General features: G+C 71.9%; 17 protein-coding genes, 1 pseudogene and 1 riboswitch. Of the genes and pseudogenes, 4 read left to right on the forward strand and 14 right to left on the reverse strand.

Annotated features, from left to right (window positions below; translation table 11 throughout):
• Positions 1-90: 90 nt before the first annotated feature.
• From AB0C84_RS24990 to AB0C84_RS25000, 3 genes are all read right to left on the reverse strand, one after another.
• Positions 91-747, reverse strand: coding sequence for a PH domain-containing protein (locus tag AB0C84_RS24990; RefSeq protein WP_361070623.1), 657 nt, complete (start codon positions 745-747; stop codon positions 91-93).
• 7 nt (positions 748-754) lie between these two features.
• Positions 755-1,846: an adenosine deaminase gene (locus tag AB0C84_RS24995; protein ID WP_179846074.1), complete on the reverse strand. Its 1,092-nt coding sequence runs from the start codon at positions 1,844-1,846 to the stop codon at positions 755-757.
• 95 nt (positions 1,847-1,941) lie between these two features.
• Positions 1,942-2,811: an alpha/beta hydrolase gene (locus tag AB0C84_RS25000; RefSeq protein WP_361070627.1), complete on the reverse strand. Its 870-nt coding sequence runs from the start codon at positions 2,809-2,811 to the stop codon at positions 1,942-1,944.
• Between the two features lie 84 nt (positions 2,812-2,895).
• On the opposite strand from AB0C84_RS25000, the gene AB0C84_RS25005 reads away from it, so the two are divergent.
• Positions 2,896-3,483, forward strand: coding sequence for a CGNR zinc finger domain-containing protein (locus tag AB0C84_RS25005; RefSeq protein ID WP_361070630.1), 588 nt, complete (start codon positions 2,896-2,898; stop codon positions 3,481-3,483).
• A gap of 52 nt (positions 3,484-3,535) precedes the next feature.
• Here AB0C84_RS25005 and AB0C84_RS25010 read toward each other — a convergent pair whose 3' ends face one another.
• The gene (locus AB0C84_RS25010) at positions 3,536-5,191 is read right to left on the reverse strand and encodes an MFS transporter (RefSeq protein ID WP_361070633.1); all 1,656 of its coding nucleotides are present in this window, start codon (positions 5,189-5,191) and stop codon (positions 3,536-3,538) included.
• 217 nt (positions 5,192-5,408) lie between these two features.
• On the opposite strand from AB0C84_RS25010, the gene AB0C84_RS25015 reads away from it, so the two are divergent.
• The gene (locus tag AB0C84_RS25015) at positions 5,409-5,771 is read left to right on the forward strand and encodes a hypothetical protein (protein ID WP_361070636.1); all 363 of its coding nucleotides are present in this window, start codon (positions 5,409-5,411) and stop codon (positions 5,769-5,771) included.
• 21 nt (positions 5,772-5,792) lie between these two features.
• On the opposite strand, the gene AB0C84_RS25020 is transcribed toward AB0C84_RS25015, so the two are convergent.
• The 3 genes from AB0C84_RS25020 to AB0C84_RS25030 all read right to left on the reverse strand — a co-directional run bounded on the left by AB0C84_RS25020 (position 5,793) and on the right by AB0C84_RS25030 (position 7,729).
• The gene (locus AB0C84_RS25020; RefSeq protein WP_361070639.1) at positions 5,793-6,416 is read right to left on the reverse strand and encodes a class F sortase; all 624 of its coding nucleotides are present in this window, start codon (positions 6,414-6,416) and stop codon (positions 5,793-5,795) included.
• A 56-nt stretch (positions 6,417-6,472) separates the two neighbouring features.
• Positions 6,473-6,982, reverse strand: coding sequence for a hypothetical protein (locus AB0C84_RS25025; protein WP_361070642.1), 510 nt, complete (start codon positions 6,980-6,982; stop codon positions 6,473-6,475).
• A gap of 165 nt (positions 6,983-7,147) precedes the next feature.
• Positions 7,148-7,729, reverse strand: coding sequence for a TetR family transcriptional regulator (locus AB0C84_RS25030; RefSeq protein ID WP_361070645.1), 582 nt, complete (start codon positions 7,727-7,729; stop codon positions 7,148-7,150).
• An 83-nt stretch (positions 7,730-7,812) separates the two neighbouring features.
• Here AB0C84_RS25030 and AB0C84_RS25035 point away from each other — a divergent pair, with 83 nt between their 5' ends.
• Complete coding sequence (locus AB0C84_RS25035) at positions 7,813-8,208, forward strand: nuclear transport factor 2 family protein (RefSeq protein ID WP_361070648.1); 396 nt, start codon at positions 7,813-7,815, stop codon at positions 8,206-8,208.
• Positions 8,209-8,526: 318 nt separating this feature from the next.
• Here the strand turns inward: AB0C84_RS25035 and AB0C84_RS25040 are convergent, their stop codons facing one another.
• The 6 genes and pseudogenes from AB0C84_RS25040 to AB0C84_RS25065 all read right to left on the reverse strand — a co-directional run bounded on the left by AB0C84_RS25040 (position 8,527) and on the right by AB0C84_RS25065 (position 14,275).
• Positions 8,527-8,877 (reverse strand): hypothetical protein, encoded by a 351-nt coding sequence (locus tag AB0C84_RS25040; protein WP_361070651.1) that lies wholly within the window; start codon positions 8,875-8,877, stop codon positions 8,527-8,529.
• Between the two features lie 69 nt (positions 8,878-8,946).
• A pseudogene (locus AB0C84_RS25045) lies at positions 8,947-9,477 on the reverse strand (TCP-1/cpn60 chaperonin family protein); the annotation flags it as partial.
• 776 nt (positions 9,478-10,253) lie between these two features.
• A complete protein-coding gene (locus AB0C84_RS25050) occupies positions 10,254-11,249 on the reverse strand; it encodes a hypothetical protein (RefSeq protein WP_361070654.1) in 996 nt (331 codons plus the stop codon).
• A gap of 298 nt (positions 11,250-11,547) precedes the next feature.
• A complete protein-coding gene (locus AB0C84_RS25055) occupies positions 11,548-11,826 on the reverse strand; it encodes a MoaD/ThiS family protein (RefSeq protein WP_179844250.1) in 279 nt (92 codons plus the stop codon).
• Between the two features lie 15 nt (positions 11,827-11,841).
• Positions 11,842-13,086 carry a threonine synthase gene (thrC, locus tag AB0C84_RS25060; protein WP_361070659.1) on the reverse strand — a complete coding sequence of 415 codons (1,245 nt, stop codon included), beginning with the start codon at positions 13,084-13,086 and terminating at the stop codon, positions 11,842-11,844.
• 16 nt (positions 13,087-13,102) lie between these two features.
• A riboswitch (SAM riboswitch) is annotated at positions 13,103-13,243 on the reverse strand.
• 96 nt (positions 13,244-13,339) lie between these two features.
• Entirely contained in the window at positions 13,340-14,275 is a 936-nt protein-coding gene (locus AB0C84_RS25065) for a cation diffusion facilitator family transporter (RefSeq protein WP_258940609.1), read from the reverse strand.
• A 120-nt stretch (positions 14,276-14,395) separates the two neighbouring features.
• Here AB0C84_RS25065 and AB0C84_RS25070 point away from each other — a divergent pair, with 120 nt between their 5' ends.
• Positions 14,396-15,889 (forward strand): trehalose-6-phosphate synthase, encoded by a 1,494-nt coding sequence (locus AB0C84_RS25070; protein WP_361070664.1) that lies wholly within the window; start codon positions 14,396-14,398, stop codon positions 15,887-15,889.
• Positions 15,890-16,161: 272 nt separating this feature from the next.
• On the opposite strand, the gene AB0C84_RS25075 is transcribed toward AB0C84_RS25070, so the two are convergent.
• Complete coding sequence (locus AB0C84_RS25075) at positions 16,162-17,187, reverse strand: sulfotransferase (RefSeq protein ID WP_339156595.1); 1,026 nt, start codon at positions 17,185-17,187, stop codon at positions 16,162-16,164.
• Positions 17,188-17,251: the final 64 nt, after the last annotated feature.

Below are 17,251 nucleotides of genomic sequence, written 5' to 3' on the forward strand. Positions count from 1 at the left end.
ATCTGGCACAACTGGCTCATCGACGCACCCGTCAAACGCTCCCTGATCGCCTACGACCACTGACCAACACCGATATTTCCCATCAACGATCTAGCTGACCGCGCCCGCGATCAGCAGGGCGACGATCACCACCAGTGGGACGGCCAGTGAGGCCACGGCCGGAACGGACCAGCGGACCGTCCCCCTGGCGGGCCCCTCCTCCTCCGCCTCGGCCTTGGCCGCCTTGTCCGGCGCGCCCGACCGGGCCTTGGGGCGCTGCCGCTCCCTCATCTCGTTCAGCTGCTGCGCCGCGTACGCGGTCGGCGTCCGCCCCCGCAGGTCGAAGCCCTGGGCCTGGCCCTTGCCCTTGCGGGCCTCCTTCTCGGCGCGGGCCTCCGCCTTGGCCTGCGCCCGGGGCGAGGTCTGGAGCACCCACGCCCGGGTCTCCAGCTCCGTCCCGTCCGGGCCGGCGAACGCCACCGTCAGCGCGTTCCTGCCCTCGATCCGGCGGATCGCGCCCCACGGCGCCCGGACGTCCCGCAGCGGGTTGCGGATCGTCACCCCGGCCTCGTCGCCGACGATCACCGGCCGCAGCCCGACCGTGTAGGCGATCCCGCAGCCGAGCAGCAGCAGGAACGCGATCGTCACCGTCGTCAGCGAGTAGTCGGGGTCGCCGGTGATGCCGACGAACAGGTCGACGAGGTTGAGGGCGGCGAACACCAGCCACGCGTACGCGGCGACGCGCCCGCCGGTGGAGCGAATGGTCATGGCTCGATCATGCCAGGGGCCGGGCGCCGCTCCACTTGAGCTGCGCGAAACCGGGCTTGATCACGCCGTTGATCAGTTCGAGCCGCTCGTTGAACGGCGCGAACGCCGACTTCATCGCGTTCACCGTGAACCACTGCAGGTCGTCCCATCCGTAGCCGAACGCGTCGGCGAGCTTGGCGAACTCCTCCGACAGCGTCGTGCCGCTCATCAGCCGGTTGTCGGTGTTGACCGTGACGCGAAAGCTCAGCCGCCGCAGCAGCCCGATCGGGTGCTCGGCGATCGACTTGGCCGCGCCCGTCTGGATGTTGGAGGTCGGGCACATCTCCAGCGGGATCCGCTTGTCGCGCACGTAGTCGGCGAGCCGGCCGAGTCGCGCCTCGCCGTCCTCCACCTCGATGTCGTCGATGATCCGCACGCCGTGCCCGAGCCGGTCGGCGCCGCACCACTGGATCGCCTGCCAGATCGACGGCAGCCCGAACCCCTCGCCCGCGTGGATCGTGAAGTGGGCGTTCTCGCGCTGCAGGTACTCGAACGCGTCCAGGTGGCGGGTCGGCGGGTACCCGGCCTCGGCGCCCGCGATGTCGAACCCGACGACGCCCGCGTCCCGGTACCGGACGGCCAGCTCCGCGATCTCCATGCTGCGCGCCTGGTGCCGCATCGCGGTGACGAGCGTCCCGACGCGGATCCCGAAGTCCTCGCGGCCGCGCGCGAATCCGTCCAGGACGGCCTCGACGACCTGCTCCAGCGACAGCCCGTTCCGCAGGTGCTGCTCGGGCGCGTACCGGACCTCCGCGTAGACGATCCCGTCGCGGGCGAGGTCCTCGGCGCACTCGTAGGCCACCCGGGTGAGCGACTCGACGGTCTGCATCACGCCGACCGTGTGGGAGAACGTCTCCAGGTACCGTTCGAGCGATCCGGAGTTGGACGCCTCCTCGAACCACGTCCGCAGGGCGTCCGCGTCGGTGGTGGGCAGGTCCTCGTACCCGGTCTCCCGCGCCAGGTCCACGATGGTGGCGGGCCGCAGCCCGCCGTCCAGGTGGTCGTGCAGCAGCACCTTCGGCGCGCGGCGGATGTCCTCAAGAGTCGGGCGAACGTTCATCCCCCGAACCTACCCGTACCGGCCTGCCGGGGGCGTCGTCATTTGTCGCCGACCTCGCCGCCCCCGCCCCCGCGACCTGCGGACCTTCCGGCCCGCTACGCCCCGAGACGGTCGAGGAACGCGGCGACGAGGGGCGCGATCTCGCGGAGGTGGGTTTCGAGGGCGAAGTGGCCGGTGTCGAGAAGGTGGAGTTCCGCGTCCGGGACGTCCCGCAGGTAGGCGCGGGCGCCGGACGCGGTGAAGAACGGGTCCCCGGCTCCCCAGACGATGAGGGTGGGCGGCGTGCACCGGCGCAGCCAGGCCTGCCAGCGGCCGTAGCGCTCGACGTTGGAGTGGTAGTCGAAGGCCAGCGCGACCTGGGCTTCTCTGCGTCCCGGCAGGTCGAGGAAGTGCTGGTCGAGGGTCCAGCCATCGGGTGCGAGCGCCTCGGGGTCGGCGACGCCCGTCTCGTACTGGCTCCGGGTCCCGTCCAGGGTCAGCAGGCTCCGGACGGCCTCCTGCGCCCCCGGCGCACCGGGACGCAGGGCGATGAAGTCGCGGGCGGCGTCCGACAGGCCCTCGGCGTAGGCGTTGCCGTTCTGGACGACCAGGCCCGCGATGCGCTCGGGCCGCCGCTCGGCCAGCCGGAACCCGACCGGCGCTCCGAAGTCGAACACGTACATGGCGAAACGGGTGAGCCCGAGCCGCTCGACGAAGCCTTCCATGACGTCGGCGAGCCCGTCGAAGGAGTAGGTGAAGTCGTCCGGGGCCCGCGTGTGGCCGAAGCCCGGGTAGTCCGGGGCGATCAGCCGGTGGCGGGCCCCGAGGACGTCGACGAGCCGGCGGAACTGGTGCGAGGCGGACGGAAAACCGTGCAGGAGCAGCAGGACGGGCGCGTCCTCCCTCTCCGGCAGGGACTCGCGGTAGAAGACGCGGACACCGTTCACGTCGACGTGCCGGTGGGCGGTGCGGGCGATCGAGAGCATGCCTAATGCCTATCTGTCGAGATGATGCATTAGGTATAGCGGTCGCCCACCTAACGGGTCAATCGGTCGATGTACCGTTAGGGCATGAGCGACCCGACCCCGTTGACCGGCGAGCCCCCGGCCCTGGACCTGGTCAACACGCGACCGGCGGGCGCCGACCTGCTGTCCACGCCCGACGACCTCCGGGCCTGGCTGCGCCTGGAGGCCGACCGGTCCGACGAGGCCGCGGCGTTCGCCGCCGCGGAGACGGGGGCCGCGTCGCTGGCCGCCGTCCGGGACGTCCGGGAGCACACGGCCCGGGCCCTCGACCGCGTCCGCCGCGGCGAACCGCCCTCGGCCGCCGACCTGGAGGCCCTCACCCGGGCCCAGTGCGCGGCGCCCGCGGTCACCGAGCCGGTCTGGGACGGGCGGTCCCTGCTCGCGGCCCGCCGCCGCACCGGCCCGCCGGAACTGCGCCCGGCGTCGTGGCTCGCCGAGGCCGCCGCCGAACTCCTCGCCGACCCGGCGGTCACCAGCATCCGCAAGTGCGAGGCCGACGACTGCGTGCTGCTCTTCCTGCCCGCCCACCCGCGCCGTCGCTGGTGCTCGGCGGCGCGCTGCGGCAACCGCGTCCGCGTCGCGCGGCACTACCGGCGGCACAGGCCCGCGGTACCGGGCCCGGAGTCCTCCTGACACGCGCAAGCGGGGGCATGTGACGGCGCCCCCGCTTCACGGAACCGAACGCTCAGTGACTGGCCTTGGCGTAGTCGCCTATGCCGCCGGCGAAGTCGAACATGACGCAGGCCTCGTCACCGACGACCCAGGCGTCATGGCCGGGCGTGGCGACGAACACGTCACCCGGACCGACCTCCTGCTCCGCGCCGTCGCGCATGCGGATGTGCATACGCCCCTGGACGACGTAGCCGTTGTGGTGGACCTCGCAAAGGTCGGTGCCCGCGATGTCCTTCACCGACTCCGTCCAGCGCCATCCGGGCTCGAACGTCGCCTTCCCGAAGACGAGGCCGCTGAGGTTGGCGATCTCCACGTGGCCCCTGGGGAAGTCCCGCCGGTCGTCCGGCTTCTCGATGCTCTTGATCTCAATCATGATGGGTCCCCCTTCCCCCTCATTTTTCACGCTTGCACTGGTGCCGACCTGCGTCAAGGCGTCCGGGCCCGACAGTGCGCGACGGTTGCTGAGCAGCAGCGCCGGGGTCGCCAGGGACAGGACGCCGGCGACCGCGATGGCGGTGCGGGGGCCGGTGAGGCCGGCCAGCAGCCCCCACAGTCCGGTCATGGCCGCGATCGTGAGCTTGCTCGACACCGACCACGCCGACAGGACGCGGGCGACGCGGTCGGGCGGCGTCCATTCCAGCCGGCAGGTGGCCTGCAGCGGGTTGAACACCCCCATGCAGGTGATCAGCCCGAGTTCGACGGCGATGACGAGCAGCAGCCCGGCGGCGCCCGGACGGACGAAGGCCAGCCCGAGGAGCCAGCACGCGCGCAGCGTGCCGAAGACGAGCATGGTCCTCGGGCGCCCGAACCGCGCGGCGAGCCGCCCGGACGCGCGGGAACCGGCGAGGCCTCCCACGCACGGGGCGGCGAACGCCAGCGCGTACTGCCAGGGCGCGAACCCGAGGCGGCCGAGCATCAGGACGGCCAGCACCGGCGCCGTCGCCATGATCAGCCCGCTGACCAGGATCTGGTTGAGGAACAGCGGCCGCAGCGCCCGGCCGGTGAGGATGTGGCGCCAGCCTTCGAGCAGGTCCCCGGCGCGGAGCCGGGCGCCCCCGCTCCGGGCCGGGCGCGGCTCCGTCCCGCCCATCGCGCGGATCCCGGCCGCCGACAGCAGGAAGCCGACCGCGTTGGCCGCCACGGTGACCAGCGGCCCGAACAGCCCGATCGCGGCCCCGCCGAGCGGCGGCCCGAGCATGGTGGCGGTCCAGGTCGTGGACTCCAGCCGCCCGTTCGCGGCGAGCAGGTCGCCCGGCCGGACGAGCGCCCTCAGGCAGGCGCCGCTCGCGGAGGTGAAGGCGATGTCGGCCGCCGCGACGACGACCGACACGACCAGCAGCTGGGCGAAGCCGAGCCCGCCGAGGGCGAACGCGGCGGGCAGGCTCAGCAGCGCCGCGCACCGGACCAGGTCCATCGCGATCATCACGGGCCGCTTGCGGCGGAACTCCACCCAGGGGCCGAGCGGCACCGCCACCGCCGCCCCCACCAGCAGGCCCGCGGCGGCAAGCGCCGACACCCGGGCCGGTCCGGCGTGCAGCACAGTGATCGCGATCAGGGGGAGCGCGTCGAAGGCGAGCCACGTCCCGAACGCGCTGACCGCGTAGGCCGTCCAGAGCCACCCGAACCGCCGCCCGAGCGACCTGCCCCGCCCCCTGCGCACCCTCGCCACGCCCCTTCCACCGGCCGCGCCTCCGTCGGTCAGGGAGATCAAAGCGGGCGGGGGACCAGCGGATCAAACAACCGCCGGGCCCTGGACCACAACCATTGGGTGTCATCCCGGCGTGGGCGGGCCTCAGCGGGTTGCGTACTCGCAGGGTGGACGGACGTCTCTTGTCGAGGGGACCGGCGGCGCCGGTCCCCCAGACCTCATTCGACCAAGGAGAACCATGGCCAATTCCGTCAGCCTCAGTGTGTCCGGTGCCCTCGACCAGGTCCGCGCCGTCGTGGAGGCCGCCCTGCAGCCCGAGGGCTATCGCTTCACGTGGGAGCACGCCGGCCAGGGCATCGTCGAGAAGGGGACCCGCACCAAGGCGATGCTCCTCGGGGCGTTCGCCACGCACTACAAGTACCACGTGCTCCTGAGGCCGCAGCCCGACGGGACCGTGGTCGTCGAGCTCGGGCTCGCGACGACCGGCCTGTCCGGTGGCGCCACCGGCGCCGTCAAACTGCGGAGGAAGCTCGACGAGGTCGGCCGGATCCTGACCACCGCGTTCCAGTCCTCCGGCACCCTCGTCTCGCCGGCGCAGTGACCGGACGGGCCTTCGGCGGGGCTACCGGACCGCCGTCTCGGCCGCGTACACGATGACGTTGTCGCGGTAGCCGCGCTCGGCGCGGTCGAACGCGCCGCCGCAGGTGACGAGGCGGAGCCCGGGATGGCCGAGCGGACCGTAGACGCGCCCGGTGGGGAACCGCCCCTTCGGGACGCGCTCCACGGACTCGACGGCGAACACGGCCACCCTGCCGTCCGCGCGGCTCACCTCGATGCGATGCCCCGGCCTCAGCCGGCCCAGGTCGTAGAAGACCGCGGCGCCCTTCGCGGAGTCGACATGGCCCAGGATGACCGCCGCGCCCCGCTCGCCGGGGGCGGGCCCGCCCTCGTACCAGCCGGCCTCCCCCGGCCGGTCGGCCGGGGGGACCCGCACCTCTCCGCCGCTCCCGAGCCCCAGCCGGGCCAGCGGCGCCCGCACCCCGATGGACGGGATCGACACCCGGACGGGCAGGGACCGGTCCAGCGCCGGCCCGTGCCGGTCGACGGCCCGGGTCGTCGCGGCCCATGCGGGCGGGCTCGGCGGCCCGGCCGGGCCGCGCAGCCCGAGGACCACCAGGGCGAGGCCGGCGGCCGTCAGGACCGCTGCCAGCGCCCCCGGAACCCACCGGCCGCCCTTTCCTCTCATCGCCCTTCCCACCCGTCGAAATTGTCGGTGTCAGCACTCGCCAGAAAGGCTTGCCGTCACGCTTTCGCGCCATTCCGGCGGCGGATGGTAATGGCACCCGCGCCGATCCCGCCCAGCACCAGGACCCCTCCCCCGGCAAGAAGGACGGTGTTTCCGCCGCCCGCCCCGCCGCCGACGCCCGTCGCCGGCCCGCCGGTCGGCGTGGGCCGCGCCATCGGACGCGCCTTGCCGTCCACGACGTGGACCTCGCCGGTCCCCTTGTACGCGCCGCACCGCACCAGCACCGTGTAGGTGCCGGCGAAGGTGTCCTTCTTGACGGTCGCGATCCCGGCCCGGCCGTCGACCTCCTCCGCGCCGTTCAGCGGGACGGCCCCGCCCACGAAGGCCAGCGAGCCCGCCGTCCCGTCGACCTGGCACTTCTTCCCCACGACGGTGACCGTCTCGCCGGGACGGGCCTGCGCGGGCTTCACGATGACGTCGCCGGGGTCGGCCATCGCGGGCGCGGCCATGCCGAGCGTCCCCGCGCCGACCACGAGGCCGAGAACGGCCGCCTTACCGTGTCGCATGTTCTCTCCATATCGACACGGCGGCTTACTCGACTTTCAGCCCGCGAGACCGTGCCCCCTTATGCCCTCATCTGATGAGAGCGCCACCCGTTTGGTTCGGTGATCCTTTTTCTCAATGGCCGGCGGCCGGCCCGGCCGGGAATTCGAAAAGGCCGCCCGCACCGGTCAGGGGGCGCCGAGGAGCCGCAGGAGGCTGGCGCGGAGCGCGTCGTCGGCGACCGCACCGGGCATGCGGCCGGCCTGCCGCTCCTCGCTCGCTGCATGGGCCAGCGCGATGGCGGCCGCGACCAGCCAGCCGGCCGGGAGCCGGTCGTCGAACTCGCCGCCGCGCCGCCCCCGCTCGATCACCCGCCCGATCCGGTCGGCGACGGGCTCGTGCCGCTCGTGGTCGGCCCGCGGGCTCACGGGCACCGCACTGATCCGCCGCATCAGGGCCGGGTGGCGCCCGGCCGTCCGCGCGGCGGCGTCGAGCAGCCGCACCAGCGCGTCGGCGGCCGGTCCCGCGTCGGGATCGGCGGCGTCCATGGCGGCGACCGTCTCCCCGGTGAGCCGCTCGGCCAGCGCGAGGAGCAGCTTCTCCCGTGAGGGGAAGTGGGCGTAGACGGTCTGGCGGGTCACCCCGGCGGCGTCAGCGACCGCCGCCAGACCGGCGTCGGGATCGGCGTCGAGCACCCGCGTCGCCGCGTCCAGGATCGCGTCCCTGCTGCGGCGGGCGTCGGCGCGGCGGTTGCGGGCCGGAGAGGGCATTATTTCTTACACCTTGTCAGAGTTGGTTCTCGGTGCATATCTTACAGAGCGTCAAAGATCGTACCGAGCACCACGGGGGATCCATGCGTCCGCTCAACGAGACCGAACCCGGGCGGTTCATCGCCGACTTCTACACCTCCTTCACCGGCGACCTGCTGCGCGGCGACGAGGATCCGGCGCTGATCGTCGACCGCTACCACACCCCGGACATCGTCCAGTTCGCCGACGGGATCCGGATCGACCGCGACAAGCTCATCGCGCACACCCGGCCGGTCCGCAAGAACCGGCCCACGAGCAGGGTGGAGGTGCACGAGGCCGTCGCGGACGGCGACCGCCTCGCCGCCCGCTACACCCTGCACGTCCGCCAGCGCGGCAAGGACCTCTCCATCGAGGTCTACTTCTTCGGCCGGTTCGCCCCCGACGGTCGGATGCGCCAAGCCCACATGGCCACTCGCACCGCTTCCGCCGACGCCCGCTGAGCTCACGGCGCAGCGCCGCCCGTCTCAGCCGACGCGAAAACGAGAACGATCGAACGATCGGGTTCCGACAGGTACTGGCTGTAGACGCTGACTTCGCTGAACCTCGGGGCCCCACGGTTCAGGACCGTGAAATCGCAGCCGGGGTTCTCCTCGCATCTGGTCTTGGGCCGTCGAACCGGATGGACATCACCGAGGGCTGCACCCTCAGCCACCGGAGTCGACCATCGCGTCCACATCGCACTGAGCGGCTCTGGGCGAGCGAGGCGAGCCAGGCGTGCGGCTGTTCGGCGGTCGGCCTCTGCGACGGCTCGCGCTGCATCAGCGCCCTGAGCACCGGCTCCAGAGGGCCGGCGTGCACGCACGGGCCGGGGTCCCGGGTGGCGATGGCGATGAACACCGCCCCCGTGCTCGCGCCCTCGAAAGCCGGGCGGCGGCGCGGGCCTCCCGCTCCAGCCGCGCGATCCAGGTCCGCCGCCCGGCGTCGTCCAGGTGCTCGGGCAGGCGCAGCTCCTTGACCGCCACCTCACGGTCGAGGTGCGCGTCACGGGCGCGCCAGACCGCTCCCATTCCGCCGCGGCCGAGCAGGGAGACCAGCCGGTACCGGCCCGCCAGCACCTGCTCGTCCGCGCCCGTCGCCTGCCGCGACCCCTCCCGTCCCGACGGCTCCACCGGCGGCACCCCTCACAGGAACACTCGTGTCTGACCGACCCTGGCCGGGATCATCTCAGACGCCGGGACCTCGACCGTGATCACGCCTTCCTTGCCGACCTTGTCCATCGCCTCGGCGATCATCTCGCCGATCTGCGGGTCGCCCGCGGAGATGGAGGCCGTGGAGGCGATCTGCTCCTTGGTCTCCACGTCCTTGGCGAGCTTGGACAGCTCCTCGCTCACCCGCTCGACGGCGGCCTCGATGCCGCGCTTGAGCGACATCGGGTTCGCACCGGCGGCCACGTTGCGCAGACCCTCGCGCACCAGCGCCTGGGCCAGCACGGTGGCGGTGGTGGTGCCGTCACCCGCGACGTCGTCGGTCTTCTTGGCTACTTCCTTGACGAGCTCCGCGCCGATCTTCTCCCACGGGTCCTCGAGCTCGATCTCCTTGGCGATCGACACACCGTCGTTGGTGATCGTGGGAGCGCCCCACTTCTTCTCCAGCACGACGTTGCGGCCCTTGGGACCAAGGGTCACCTTCACGGCGTCGGCGAGCTGGTTCATGCCGCGCTCGAGACCGCGACGGGCCTCCTCGTCGAACGCGATCATCTTTGCAGCCATAGGCTCCAGTCCTCCCGGAACAAGGTGGCTTAGACGGATCGAGCCGACGCCCGCGACGGACGGCCCCGCCGACGACTTCCATTCCGCCGCCGGCCTGAGGCCTCATCGCCCCGACCCATGACTGTGTGAAGTTGTCACTCTCCACAGCAGAGTGCCAATGTTTGTTTAGCACTCTACCCCGTCGAGTGCAAGCGCCACACATCCTCGCCCACGGGTGTCTCCCCCAGCCGCCCTGCCCCGCCCTGACCAGCGGCGGAACGTCCAGGAAGTCCTCTCGCGGCGGGCCGGTGGGCGCGCCTCACGTGGCACGGGCCGACCCGAAATTCGCCGGTGGCGTAGCGGGCCGGTCGCCCGTCGGGGGTGTTCACGAGGCCGTCATCCGGCCGACGCCGGGCCGGGGAAGCGGTGGGCTGACGGGGGTCAGGGGGCTACCGAGGTCTCACCACCCGGTGAGGGCCGGTGCCGGCACGCCGTCCATGTCGGCTGCCCTTGCACCGGCAACCGCCCGTCGCCGCCGCTTTCGCGGCGCATATTCGACACGGATCGTTGGTGTCGGTTCGGTCGATGCTTTGACGTTTGCGGCGGCCCGATGCACCGGGGTCACCACGGCCCGTTGGGCCGCTTCTGCGGAGTATGGCGAATGGTGAGGATGTTCTTTCGTTCCCGGGCAAAGGGCCGCCGCAAACGGGTCCGGACATTGGGCGGCCGCTCCGGCTTCGATGCGTGACCGGGCCGGAGCGGCCGTGGTGCTGCGGTGCTCTGCTATGAGCCGCGGTTCACTTCTTGGTGGACTCCTGCTCGGGGCCCGCGACCGCGTTGATCACGGTGTTGTGCTTGCCGCCGTGGAGCTTGGTGCTGATCGGGCCGGTCATCGTCGCGCTGTTGCCGGCGTAGACGTTCGAGCGGGGCGAACCGCTGAGGTTCGTGAAGATCGCGTCGCCCGAGCCGTTCTCGCTGTTGGCGACGGGGCCGTTCTGGCCGACGATCGACTTCTCGACCGCGTGGATGTGCACCGGCTTGGGGTGGTCCCCCGTGGTGGCCAGCCGCTGCCCGGCCTGCGGGGCGTTGGCGTCGGCCTGCTGCTGCTCCGGCGCGGCCTGCTGGGCCTCCTGCTGCGGGGCGGCCTGCTCGGCACCCTGCTCCGGCGCGGCCTGCTGCGCGTCCTGCTGAGGAGCGGCCTGCTCGGCACCCTGCTCCGGCGCGGCCTGCTGCGCGTCCTGCTGAGGAGCCGCCTGCTCCGCGTCCTGCTGCGGGGCGTTCGGCTGGGCCTCCTGCTGGGGAGCAGCCTGCTGCTCGCCCTGCTGAGGAGCGGCCTGCTCGGCACCCTGCTCCGGCGCGGCCTGCTGGGCGCCCTGCTCCGGGGCGGCCTGCAGAGACTCCTGCTGAGGAGCAGCAGCCTGCTGAGGAGCGGCCTGCTGCTCGGCGGCCTCGTGCTCGGCGGCCTTGGCGAGGGCGACCTTGGTGGCCTCCTGCTCGGAGCCCTCGACGCCGGTCACGGCCGTGTTGTGCTTCCCGCCGTGGAGTTTCGTGGTGATGTCACCGGTCTTCACCGGCTTGTTCCCGATCACCGGCGCCGCCTTGGGCGACTTGGTGATGTCGGTGTAGATCAGGTCGCCCGGACCCTTCTCACTGATGTACGTGGGGCCGTTGTGCCCCACGTACGCCTTCTCCACCGCGTAGAAGTTGATGTCGGCCATGGCCGAGGGAGCCGCGAGGACGGCCGCTCCCATCGTTATCCCGGTCACGGCCATCGTGCGCAAAATGCGCTTCATGCCTTTCCTCACTCTCGTATGCCGATCGGCGCTCCAGGGAACGCCACTCCGGGATCAATCTTCCAGGGCGCGGCCAGCGAGAAACCCAAGTGACGGAGTGGCGGTGATCAAGATCGAAGCCGCGAAACGGGCGCTCGCTAAAGCTTTCTCCATGCCCGTTGAGCCGGACGGGAAGAACAGTCACCCAATCCGGTATCCACCGGGCCATTGACGTTCCAGAGAATGGGGAATCGGCCAGTTCTGAAAGGAAAAGCCCCGGCACGGTGGACGTGCCGGGGCTTGCGGGACGAGACGGGCGTCAGCCGCCCGCCACCGCGGGGATGATCGAGATCTGGGCGCCTTCGGGCGTCGGGGTGTCGAGGCCCTCGGCGAACCGGACGTCCTCGTCACCGACATAGACGTTCACGAAACGGCGGATCTTGCCGGCGTCGTCCAGGATGCGGCCGGAGATGCCGGAGTAGCTGGCCTCGAGGTCGGCGACGACCGCGCGCAGGGTCGCGCCCTCGGCCTTCACCTCGGACTCGCCACCGGTGTAGGTCCGCAGGATCGTCGGGATACGGACGGACACGCTGCTCATGCTGCTCCTTCGTTCTCAGGCGAGGCCCGCGGCGCGGAACGCCTCCAGGGACGGGGCGATGTTCGCCGACGGCGCGACGACCGGGGCGACGGCGTCCAGGGTCTTCAGGCCGTCCCCGGAGTTGATGATCACGGTCTCGGCGCCCGGGTCGAGGGTGCCGGCCTCGACGAGCTTGCGGAGGGTCGCGACGGTGACGCCGCCGGCCGTCTCGCCGAAGATGCCCTCGGTGCGGGCCAGGAGCCGGATGCCCTCGACGACCTGCTCGTCGGTGACGTCCTCGACGGCGCCGCCGGTGCGGCGGGCGACGTCCAGGACGTAGGGGCCGTCGGCGGGGTTGCCGATGGCGAGGGACTTGGCGATCGTGTCGGGCTTCACCGGGCGGACGACGTCGTGGCCCGCCTTGAACGCGGCGGCGACCGGGTCGCACCCGGCGGCCTGCGCGCCGAAGACGCGGTACGGCCGGTCCTCGACCAGCCCCAGCTTGATCAGCTCCTGGAACGCCTTGTCGATCTTGGTGAGCTGGGAGCCGGACGCGACCGGCACGACGATCTGGTCCGGCAGCCGCCAGCCGAGCTGCTCGGCGATCTCGTAGCCGAGCGTCTTGGAGCCCTCGGCGTAGTAGGGGCGGACGTTGACGTTGACGAACGCCCAGTCCTCCCGCTCACCGGCGATCTCGGACGCGAGCCGGTTCACGTCGTCGTAGTTCCCGTCGACCGTCACGAACGTCCCGCCGTACACGGCCGTCGTGATGATCTTCTGGGACTCCAGGTTCGACGGGACGAACACCGCGCTGCGTATCCCGGCGCGGGCCGCCGCGGCGGCGACGGCGTTGGCGAGGTTCCCGGTGGACGGGCAGGCCAGCACCTTGAACCCCAGCTCGCGGGCGGCGGCGAGCGCGACGGCGACGACGCGGTCCTTGAACGAGTGGGTCGGATTGCCGCTGTCGTCCTTCACCCACAGGCTCTGCAGGCCGAGGCTCTCCGCGAGGTTGTCGGCGCGGACGAGGCGGGTCAGGCCCGGCTCGGTGTTCGGGGTGTCGGCGACGTTCGGCGGGACGGGCAGCAGCCCGCGGTAGCGCCAGATGTTGCGCGGCCCGGACTCGATCGCCTCCCGGGTGACGCCGTCGAAGTCGTAGGCGATCTCCAGTGGGCCGAAACACTCCTCGCAGGCGTAGTGGGGCCCGAGGTCGCGGGACGAGCCGCATTCGCGGCAGACGAGAGCGGTAGCCGGTCCGAGGTCTGTGGCAGGCGTGAGTGCCATGAGGGCGAGGCCTTTCTCCCCATCTTCCCTGCGCCACCTTGGTCGCAGGCCGGAGTTGGCACCATCTCCCGGCCGGCCTCGCAGGATCGCGACGCGCCACAGCCAGGTGGTTGCCGGGGCTTCGCAGGGCCGGTCCCTCCACCCCTCTGGATGAGCGTTATGAAGTTGTCGATCAACGAGCGCTTTGAGCTCGTATGCGTGACTTTACATCAACTGACCGGATGCCAGACAGGTGGGTCCAGCGAGTGAGACGTTACCCGGCGGTGGTCTTGATCACCCGCTGGGTCGGGTCGAGGAACACGTGGCGGACGGTCGGGACGCTCTCGCGGAGCCGCCGGTCGATCTCGCCGGCGACGTCCTCGGCCTCGTCGGCGCTGATGTCGTCGGAGAAGTGCACCTTCGCCGCGACGAGGATCTGCTCGGGGCCGAAGTGCATGGTGAGCAGCTCGTCCACGCCGGTCACGCCGGGCGCGGAGCAGATCTCGGCGCGGATCCTGCGCTGCTCGGCGGGGTCGGCCGCCTGGCCGATGAGCAGGCGCATGCTCTCCCGGCCGATCGAGAAGGCGAGCACGACCAGGAGCACTCCGATGAGGGCGGACGCGAGCCCGTCCCAGAACTCCGAGCCGGTGATCTGGCGCATCGCGAGCCCGCCGGCGGCGAGGGCGAGGCCGATCATCGCCGCGGTGTCCTCGAACAGCGCGGTCTTGAACGTCACGTCGGGCGACTTGCGGACGTGCTCGACGAGGTCGCGGTCGCTGTCGCGCGTCTCCTTCTTCGCCTGGTAGAAGGCACGGATCCAGGACGCCCCCTCCAGCACCGCGCCGAGGCCGAGGACGGCGTAGGCGAGCCACACCGTCGTCCCGCCGCCGCCGTGGCCGGTCATGGTCAGGACGCCCTCGAAGATCGAGAACCCGGCGCCGGCCACGAAGATGCCGAACGCGGCGAGCAGCGACCACACGTACCGCTCGTTGCCGTATCCGAAGGGGTGGCGCCGGTCGGGGGGCCGCTCGCTGCGCCGGATCGAGGTGTAGAGAAAGCCCTGGTTGAGGGTGTCCGCCACCGAGTGCGCGCTCTCCGCGAGCATGGCGCTGGACCCGGCCAGCAGGCCGGCGAACAGCTTCGTGATCGCGAGGATGAGGTTCGCTGCACCGGCGACGAGCACCGTTTTCGTCGTCTCGGACTTGCTCATTGCCGCCGGATACCCCCAGGGCGGATGACTAATCGGGCGGAACGGGCAGAAGCGCGGGCGATGCCGGTCACCTCGCGGGTCACTGTGATGCGCCCGCGCCGCAACTGAGACCCTTCCCCTATGAGCCAAGTGCTGGTGGCCTCGAACCGGGGGCCGGTGTCGTTCTCGCTGTCGGAGGACGGCGAGCTCACCATGCGGCGCGGCGGCGGCGGACTCGTGTCGGGCCTCGCCGCCGTCACGGGCGCCCCGCGCGACCCGGGCCCGCCGCGCCCGGCCGGGACGGAGCGGGCACCGACCGGCGGCGACGCGGACGTTCTCTGGGTGTGCGCGAGCCTCGGCGAGGCCGACCGCACGGCCGCGCGCCGTTCCCCGGACGGACGTCTCGACCTCGCCGGATACGAGACCGGCGGGGCCGCGGTGCGGATGCTCGACATCCCGGCGGCCACGTTCGACCGCGCCTACAACGGCGTCGCCAACTCGACGCTGTGGTTCGTCCACCACCTGTTGTACGACACACCGCGCAGCCCGCACTTCGACGCCCGCTCCCGGCGCGACTGGCAGTCCTACGAGGCGTACAACGCGGCCTTCGCGGACGCGCTCGCGCGGGACGCCGCCCAGGGCGCGAAGGCGGCGGTCCAGGACTACCACCTGTCGCTGGCCCCCCGGATGCTGCGCGACCGGCGTCCCGACCTGAAGATCGTGCACTTCTCCCATACCCCCTGGGCCCCGCCGGAGTACTTCAGGCTGCTCCCGGACGACATCGGCGCGCAGGTCCTTCTCGGCATCCTCGGCGCCGACCACGCCGGCTTCCTCACCGAGCGGTGGGCGTCGGCCTTCCTGGACTGCTGCGAGCTGCTGCCGGGCGCCCGCGTCGACCGCGCGGCCCGCACCGTCTCCTGCTCGGGTCACACCACGCGCGTGGGCGTGCACGGTCTCGGGGTGGACGGGACGGCGCTGCGCCGGCGGGCCGCCGAGCAGGACGTCGTCGAACGGGCCCGGGCGCTGCGCGAGCAGGTGGGCGACCGCCAGCTCATCGTGCGGATCGACCGGACGGAGCTGTCCAAGAACATCGTGCGCGGGCTCGCCGCGTACCGGGAGCTGCTCGTCAACCATCCCGAGCTGCGCGGCCGCGTCGTGCACCTGGCGTTCGCCTACCCGTCCCGCTACGACCTGCCCGAGTACCGGGAGTACACCGAGGCCGTCCGCCGCATGGCCGAGCAGATCACCGACGAGTTCGGCACGGCCGACTGGGACCCGCTGATCCTCCAGGTGAACGACGACTACCCGCGCTCCCTCGCCGCCTACGGCCTGGCCGACGTCCTGCTCGTCAACCCGATCCGGGACGGGATGAACCTGGTCGCGAAGGAGGGGCCCGTCCTGTCGCGGCACGGCTGCGCGCTCGTGCTGTCGCGAGAGGCGGGCGCGGCCGCGGAACTGTCCGAGGACGCGCTGATGGTCAACCCCTACGACGTGTCGCAGACGGCCGAGGCCCTGCGCCAGGCCCTGCTGATGCCGCGCGCCCGGCGGGCCGAGCGCTGCGCCCGCCTCGCCGACGCCGCGACCGCTCTGCCCCCGCAGCGCTGGTTCGCCGACCAGCTCGCCGCGCTGGACTAGGTCGTATTTTCACAGTCCCGGCCCACGTAGCTCGCCTGGCGGCTGTGTTTCCACGTCCCGGCCCACTTCGCTCGCCTGGCGGCTCGCTACGTGACCTGGCCTGGGCGAACGCGGCATCGCTTCGCGATCTGCCCGGCTCCGCTCGCCTCCGGCTTCGCTCCACCGGCCAGGTCACGCGTTCGCGTGCGTGGCTGAGGCGACTTCGAGACAGGCCCTAAATCCTCGCGATGAGGGAGCGGTGTGTTGCTCTGCGGGCGTCGCCGCGGGTCCGGTCAGGGGGCGGTGCTGGCGGACCGCTCGGTGGCGAGCAGGCACTCGACGGGGTTCGGCTCGTGGTGCTGCCTCCAGCGTTCGCGCAGTGCGGCCTTGCTCTGCGCCATGCGGCGGTGGGCGGCGGTGCGGGTGAAGCGGGCGAGCTGGGCCGCGGACGGCTTCGGCAGGCCGCTCGGCTCGTAGCCGTACTCGGCGAGCCGCTCGCCGAACGCGGCCTCGGCGAGGCTGATCTCCCAGGCGTCGAGGCGCTCGGCCCACGAGCCGACGCGGTTGGTGGTGACGGCGTCGCGCGTGCGTCCGTGCCACTTCTTGCTCATCGGGACGATCCGCTTCGCGAGGCCCTCCGGGTGGATCATCTCGGGGTCGAAGTCCTCCCCGAGGAAGCCGCAGAGCCGGGTCAGCTCGTCGGTGGGGTCGACGACGAGCCGCTCGTACTGCAGCTCGTAGTAGGAGTCGGGGCCGAGGCGCTCGGCGAGCCGGCGGCCGCGGTCGATCGTCTCCCGCCAGGCGGACACGGCGTGGTGGATGTCGGCGTCGAACCAGGGCATCTCCATCAGCGACGCGACGCAGTCGCGGCCGTCCCGGACGAGATGCACGAACTGGGCGTCGGGAAACATCCGCAACAGCGCGCCGACGTGCTGGGAGTAGCTCGGGCGCTTGTCGCCCCAGCGCGGCTTGCCGTGCAGGCGGGCATAGGCGCGGAAGACGATGCCGATCGCCGAGCCGAGCGTCGGCGGGCCGTCGGCGATCTCCTCGATGAGCCCGTCGGCGTCCATGCCGAGCGCCCGCACCTTGGTGGACCGCTCCCCGACGATCCACTCCGCGAGCATCCGCCTGTTCTTGCTGTCGTTGAGGTCACCGTAGTCGCACCTCGCCGTATAGGCGGGCAGCACGAACCGGGTCTCCGCCGGAATCGCGATGCGGGCGTGCGAGTGGAGCATCAGCCGCAGCAGCGTCGTGCCCGAACGGGGGCAGCCGAAAATGAAGATCGGACGATCGTGGCGGAGGGCCGGTCCTGGTGGCATGCACCGCATGCTGGTGCAGAAGCCCAGTTCAGGACCCGGGTTCTGCACCCACTGTTACCGTCCG

Source organism: Actinomadura sp. NPDC048955 (assembly GCF_040649435.1).
GTDB classification, from domain to species: Bacteria; Actinomycetota; Actinomycetes; order Streptosporangiales; family Streptosporangiaceae; genus Spirillospora; species Spirillospora luteofluorescens.

Bases quoted from the DNA above. Each gene is read 5' to 3' on its own strand.
- AB0C84_RS24990 (WP_361070623.1), bottom strand. From the start codon at position 747: ATGACCATTCGCTCCACCGGCGGGCGCGTCGCCGCGTACGCGTGGCTG.
- AB0C84_RS25055 (WP_179844250.1), bottom strand. From the start codon at position 11,826: ATGAGCAGCGTGTCCGTCCGTATCCCGACGATCCTGCGGACCTACACC.
- AB0C84_RS25015 (WP_361070636.1), top strand. From the start codon at position 5,409: ATGGCCAATTCCGTCAGCCTCAGTGTGTCCGGTGCCCTCGACCAGGTC.
- thrC (WP_361070659.1), bottom strand. From the start codon at position 13,086: ATGGCACTCACGCCTGCCACAGACCTCGGACCGGCTACCGCTCTCGTC.
- AB0C84_RS25005 (WP_361070630.1), top strand. From the start codon at position 2,896: ATGAGCGACCCGACCCCGTTGACCGGCGAGCCCCCGGCCCTGGACCTG.
- AB0C84_RS24995 (WP_179846074.1), bottom strand. From the start codon at position 1,846: ATGAACGTTCGCCCGACTCTTGAGGACATCCGCCGCGCGCCGAAGGTG.
- AB0C84_RS25030 (WP_361070645.1), bottom strand. From the start codon at position 7,729: ATGCCCTCTCCGGCCCGCAACCGCCGCGCCGACGCCCGCCGCAGCAGG.
- AB0C84_RS25050 (WP_361070654.1), bottom strand. From the start codon at position 11,249: ATGAAGCGCATTTTGCGCACGATGGCCGTGACCGGGATAACGATGGGA.
- AB0C84_RS25025 (WP_361070642.1), bottom strand. From the start codon at position 6,982: ATGCGACACGGTAAGGCGGCCGTTCTCGGCCTCGTGGTCGGCGCGGGG.
- AB0C84_RS25070 (WP_361070664.1), top strand. From the start codon at position 14,396: ATGAGCCAAGTGCTGGTGGCCTCGAACCGGGGGCCGGTGTCGTTCTCG.
- AB0C84_RS25065 (WP_258940609.1), bottom strand. From the start codon at position 14,275: ATGAGCAAGTCCGAGACGACGAAAACGGTGCTCGTCGCCGGTGCAGCG.
- AB0C84_RS25020 (WP_361070639.1), bottom strand. From the start codon at position 6,416: ATGAGAGGAAAGGGCGGCCGGTGGGTTCCGGGGGCGCTGGCAGCGGTC.
- AB0C84_RS25000 (WP_361070627.1), bottom strand. From the start codon at position 2,811: ATGCTCTCGATCGCCCGCACCGCCCACCGGCACGTCGACGTGAACGGT.
- AB0C84_RS25035 (WP_361070648.1), top strand. From the start codon at position 7,813: ATGCGTCCGCTCAACGAGACCGAACCCGGGCGGTTCATCGCCGACTTC.
- AB0C84_RS25075 (WP_339156595.1), bottom strand. From the start codon at position 17,187: ATGCCACCAGGACCGGCCCTCCGCCACGATCGTCCGATCTTCATTTTC.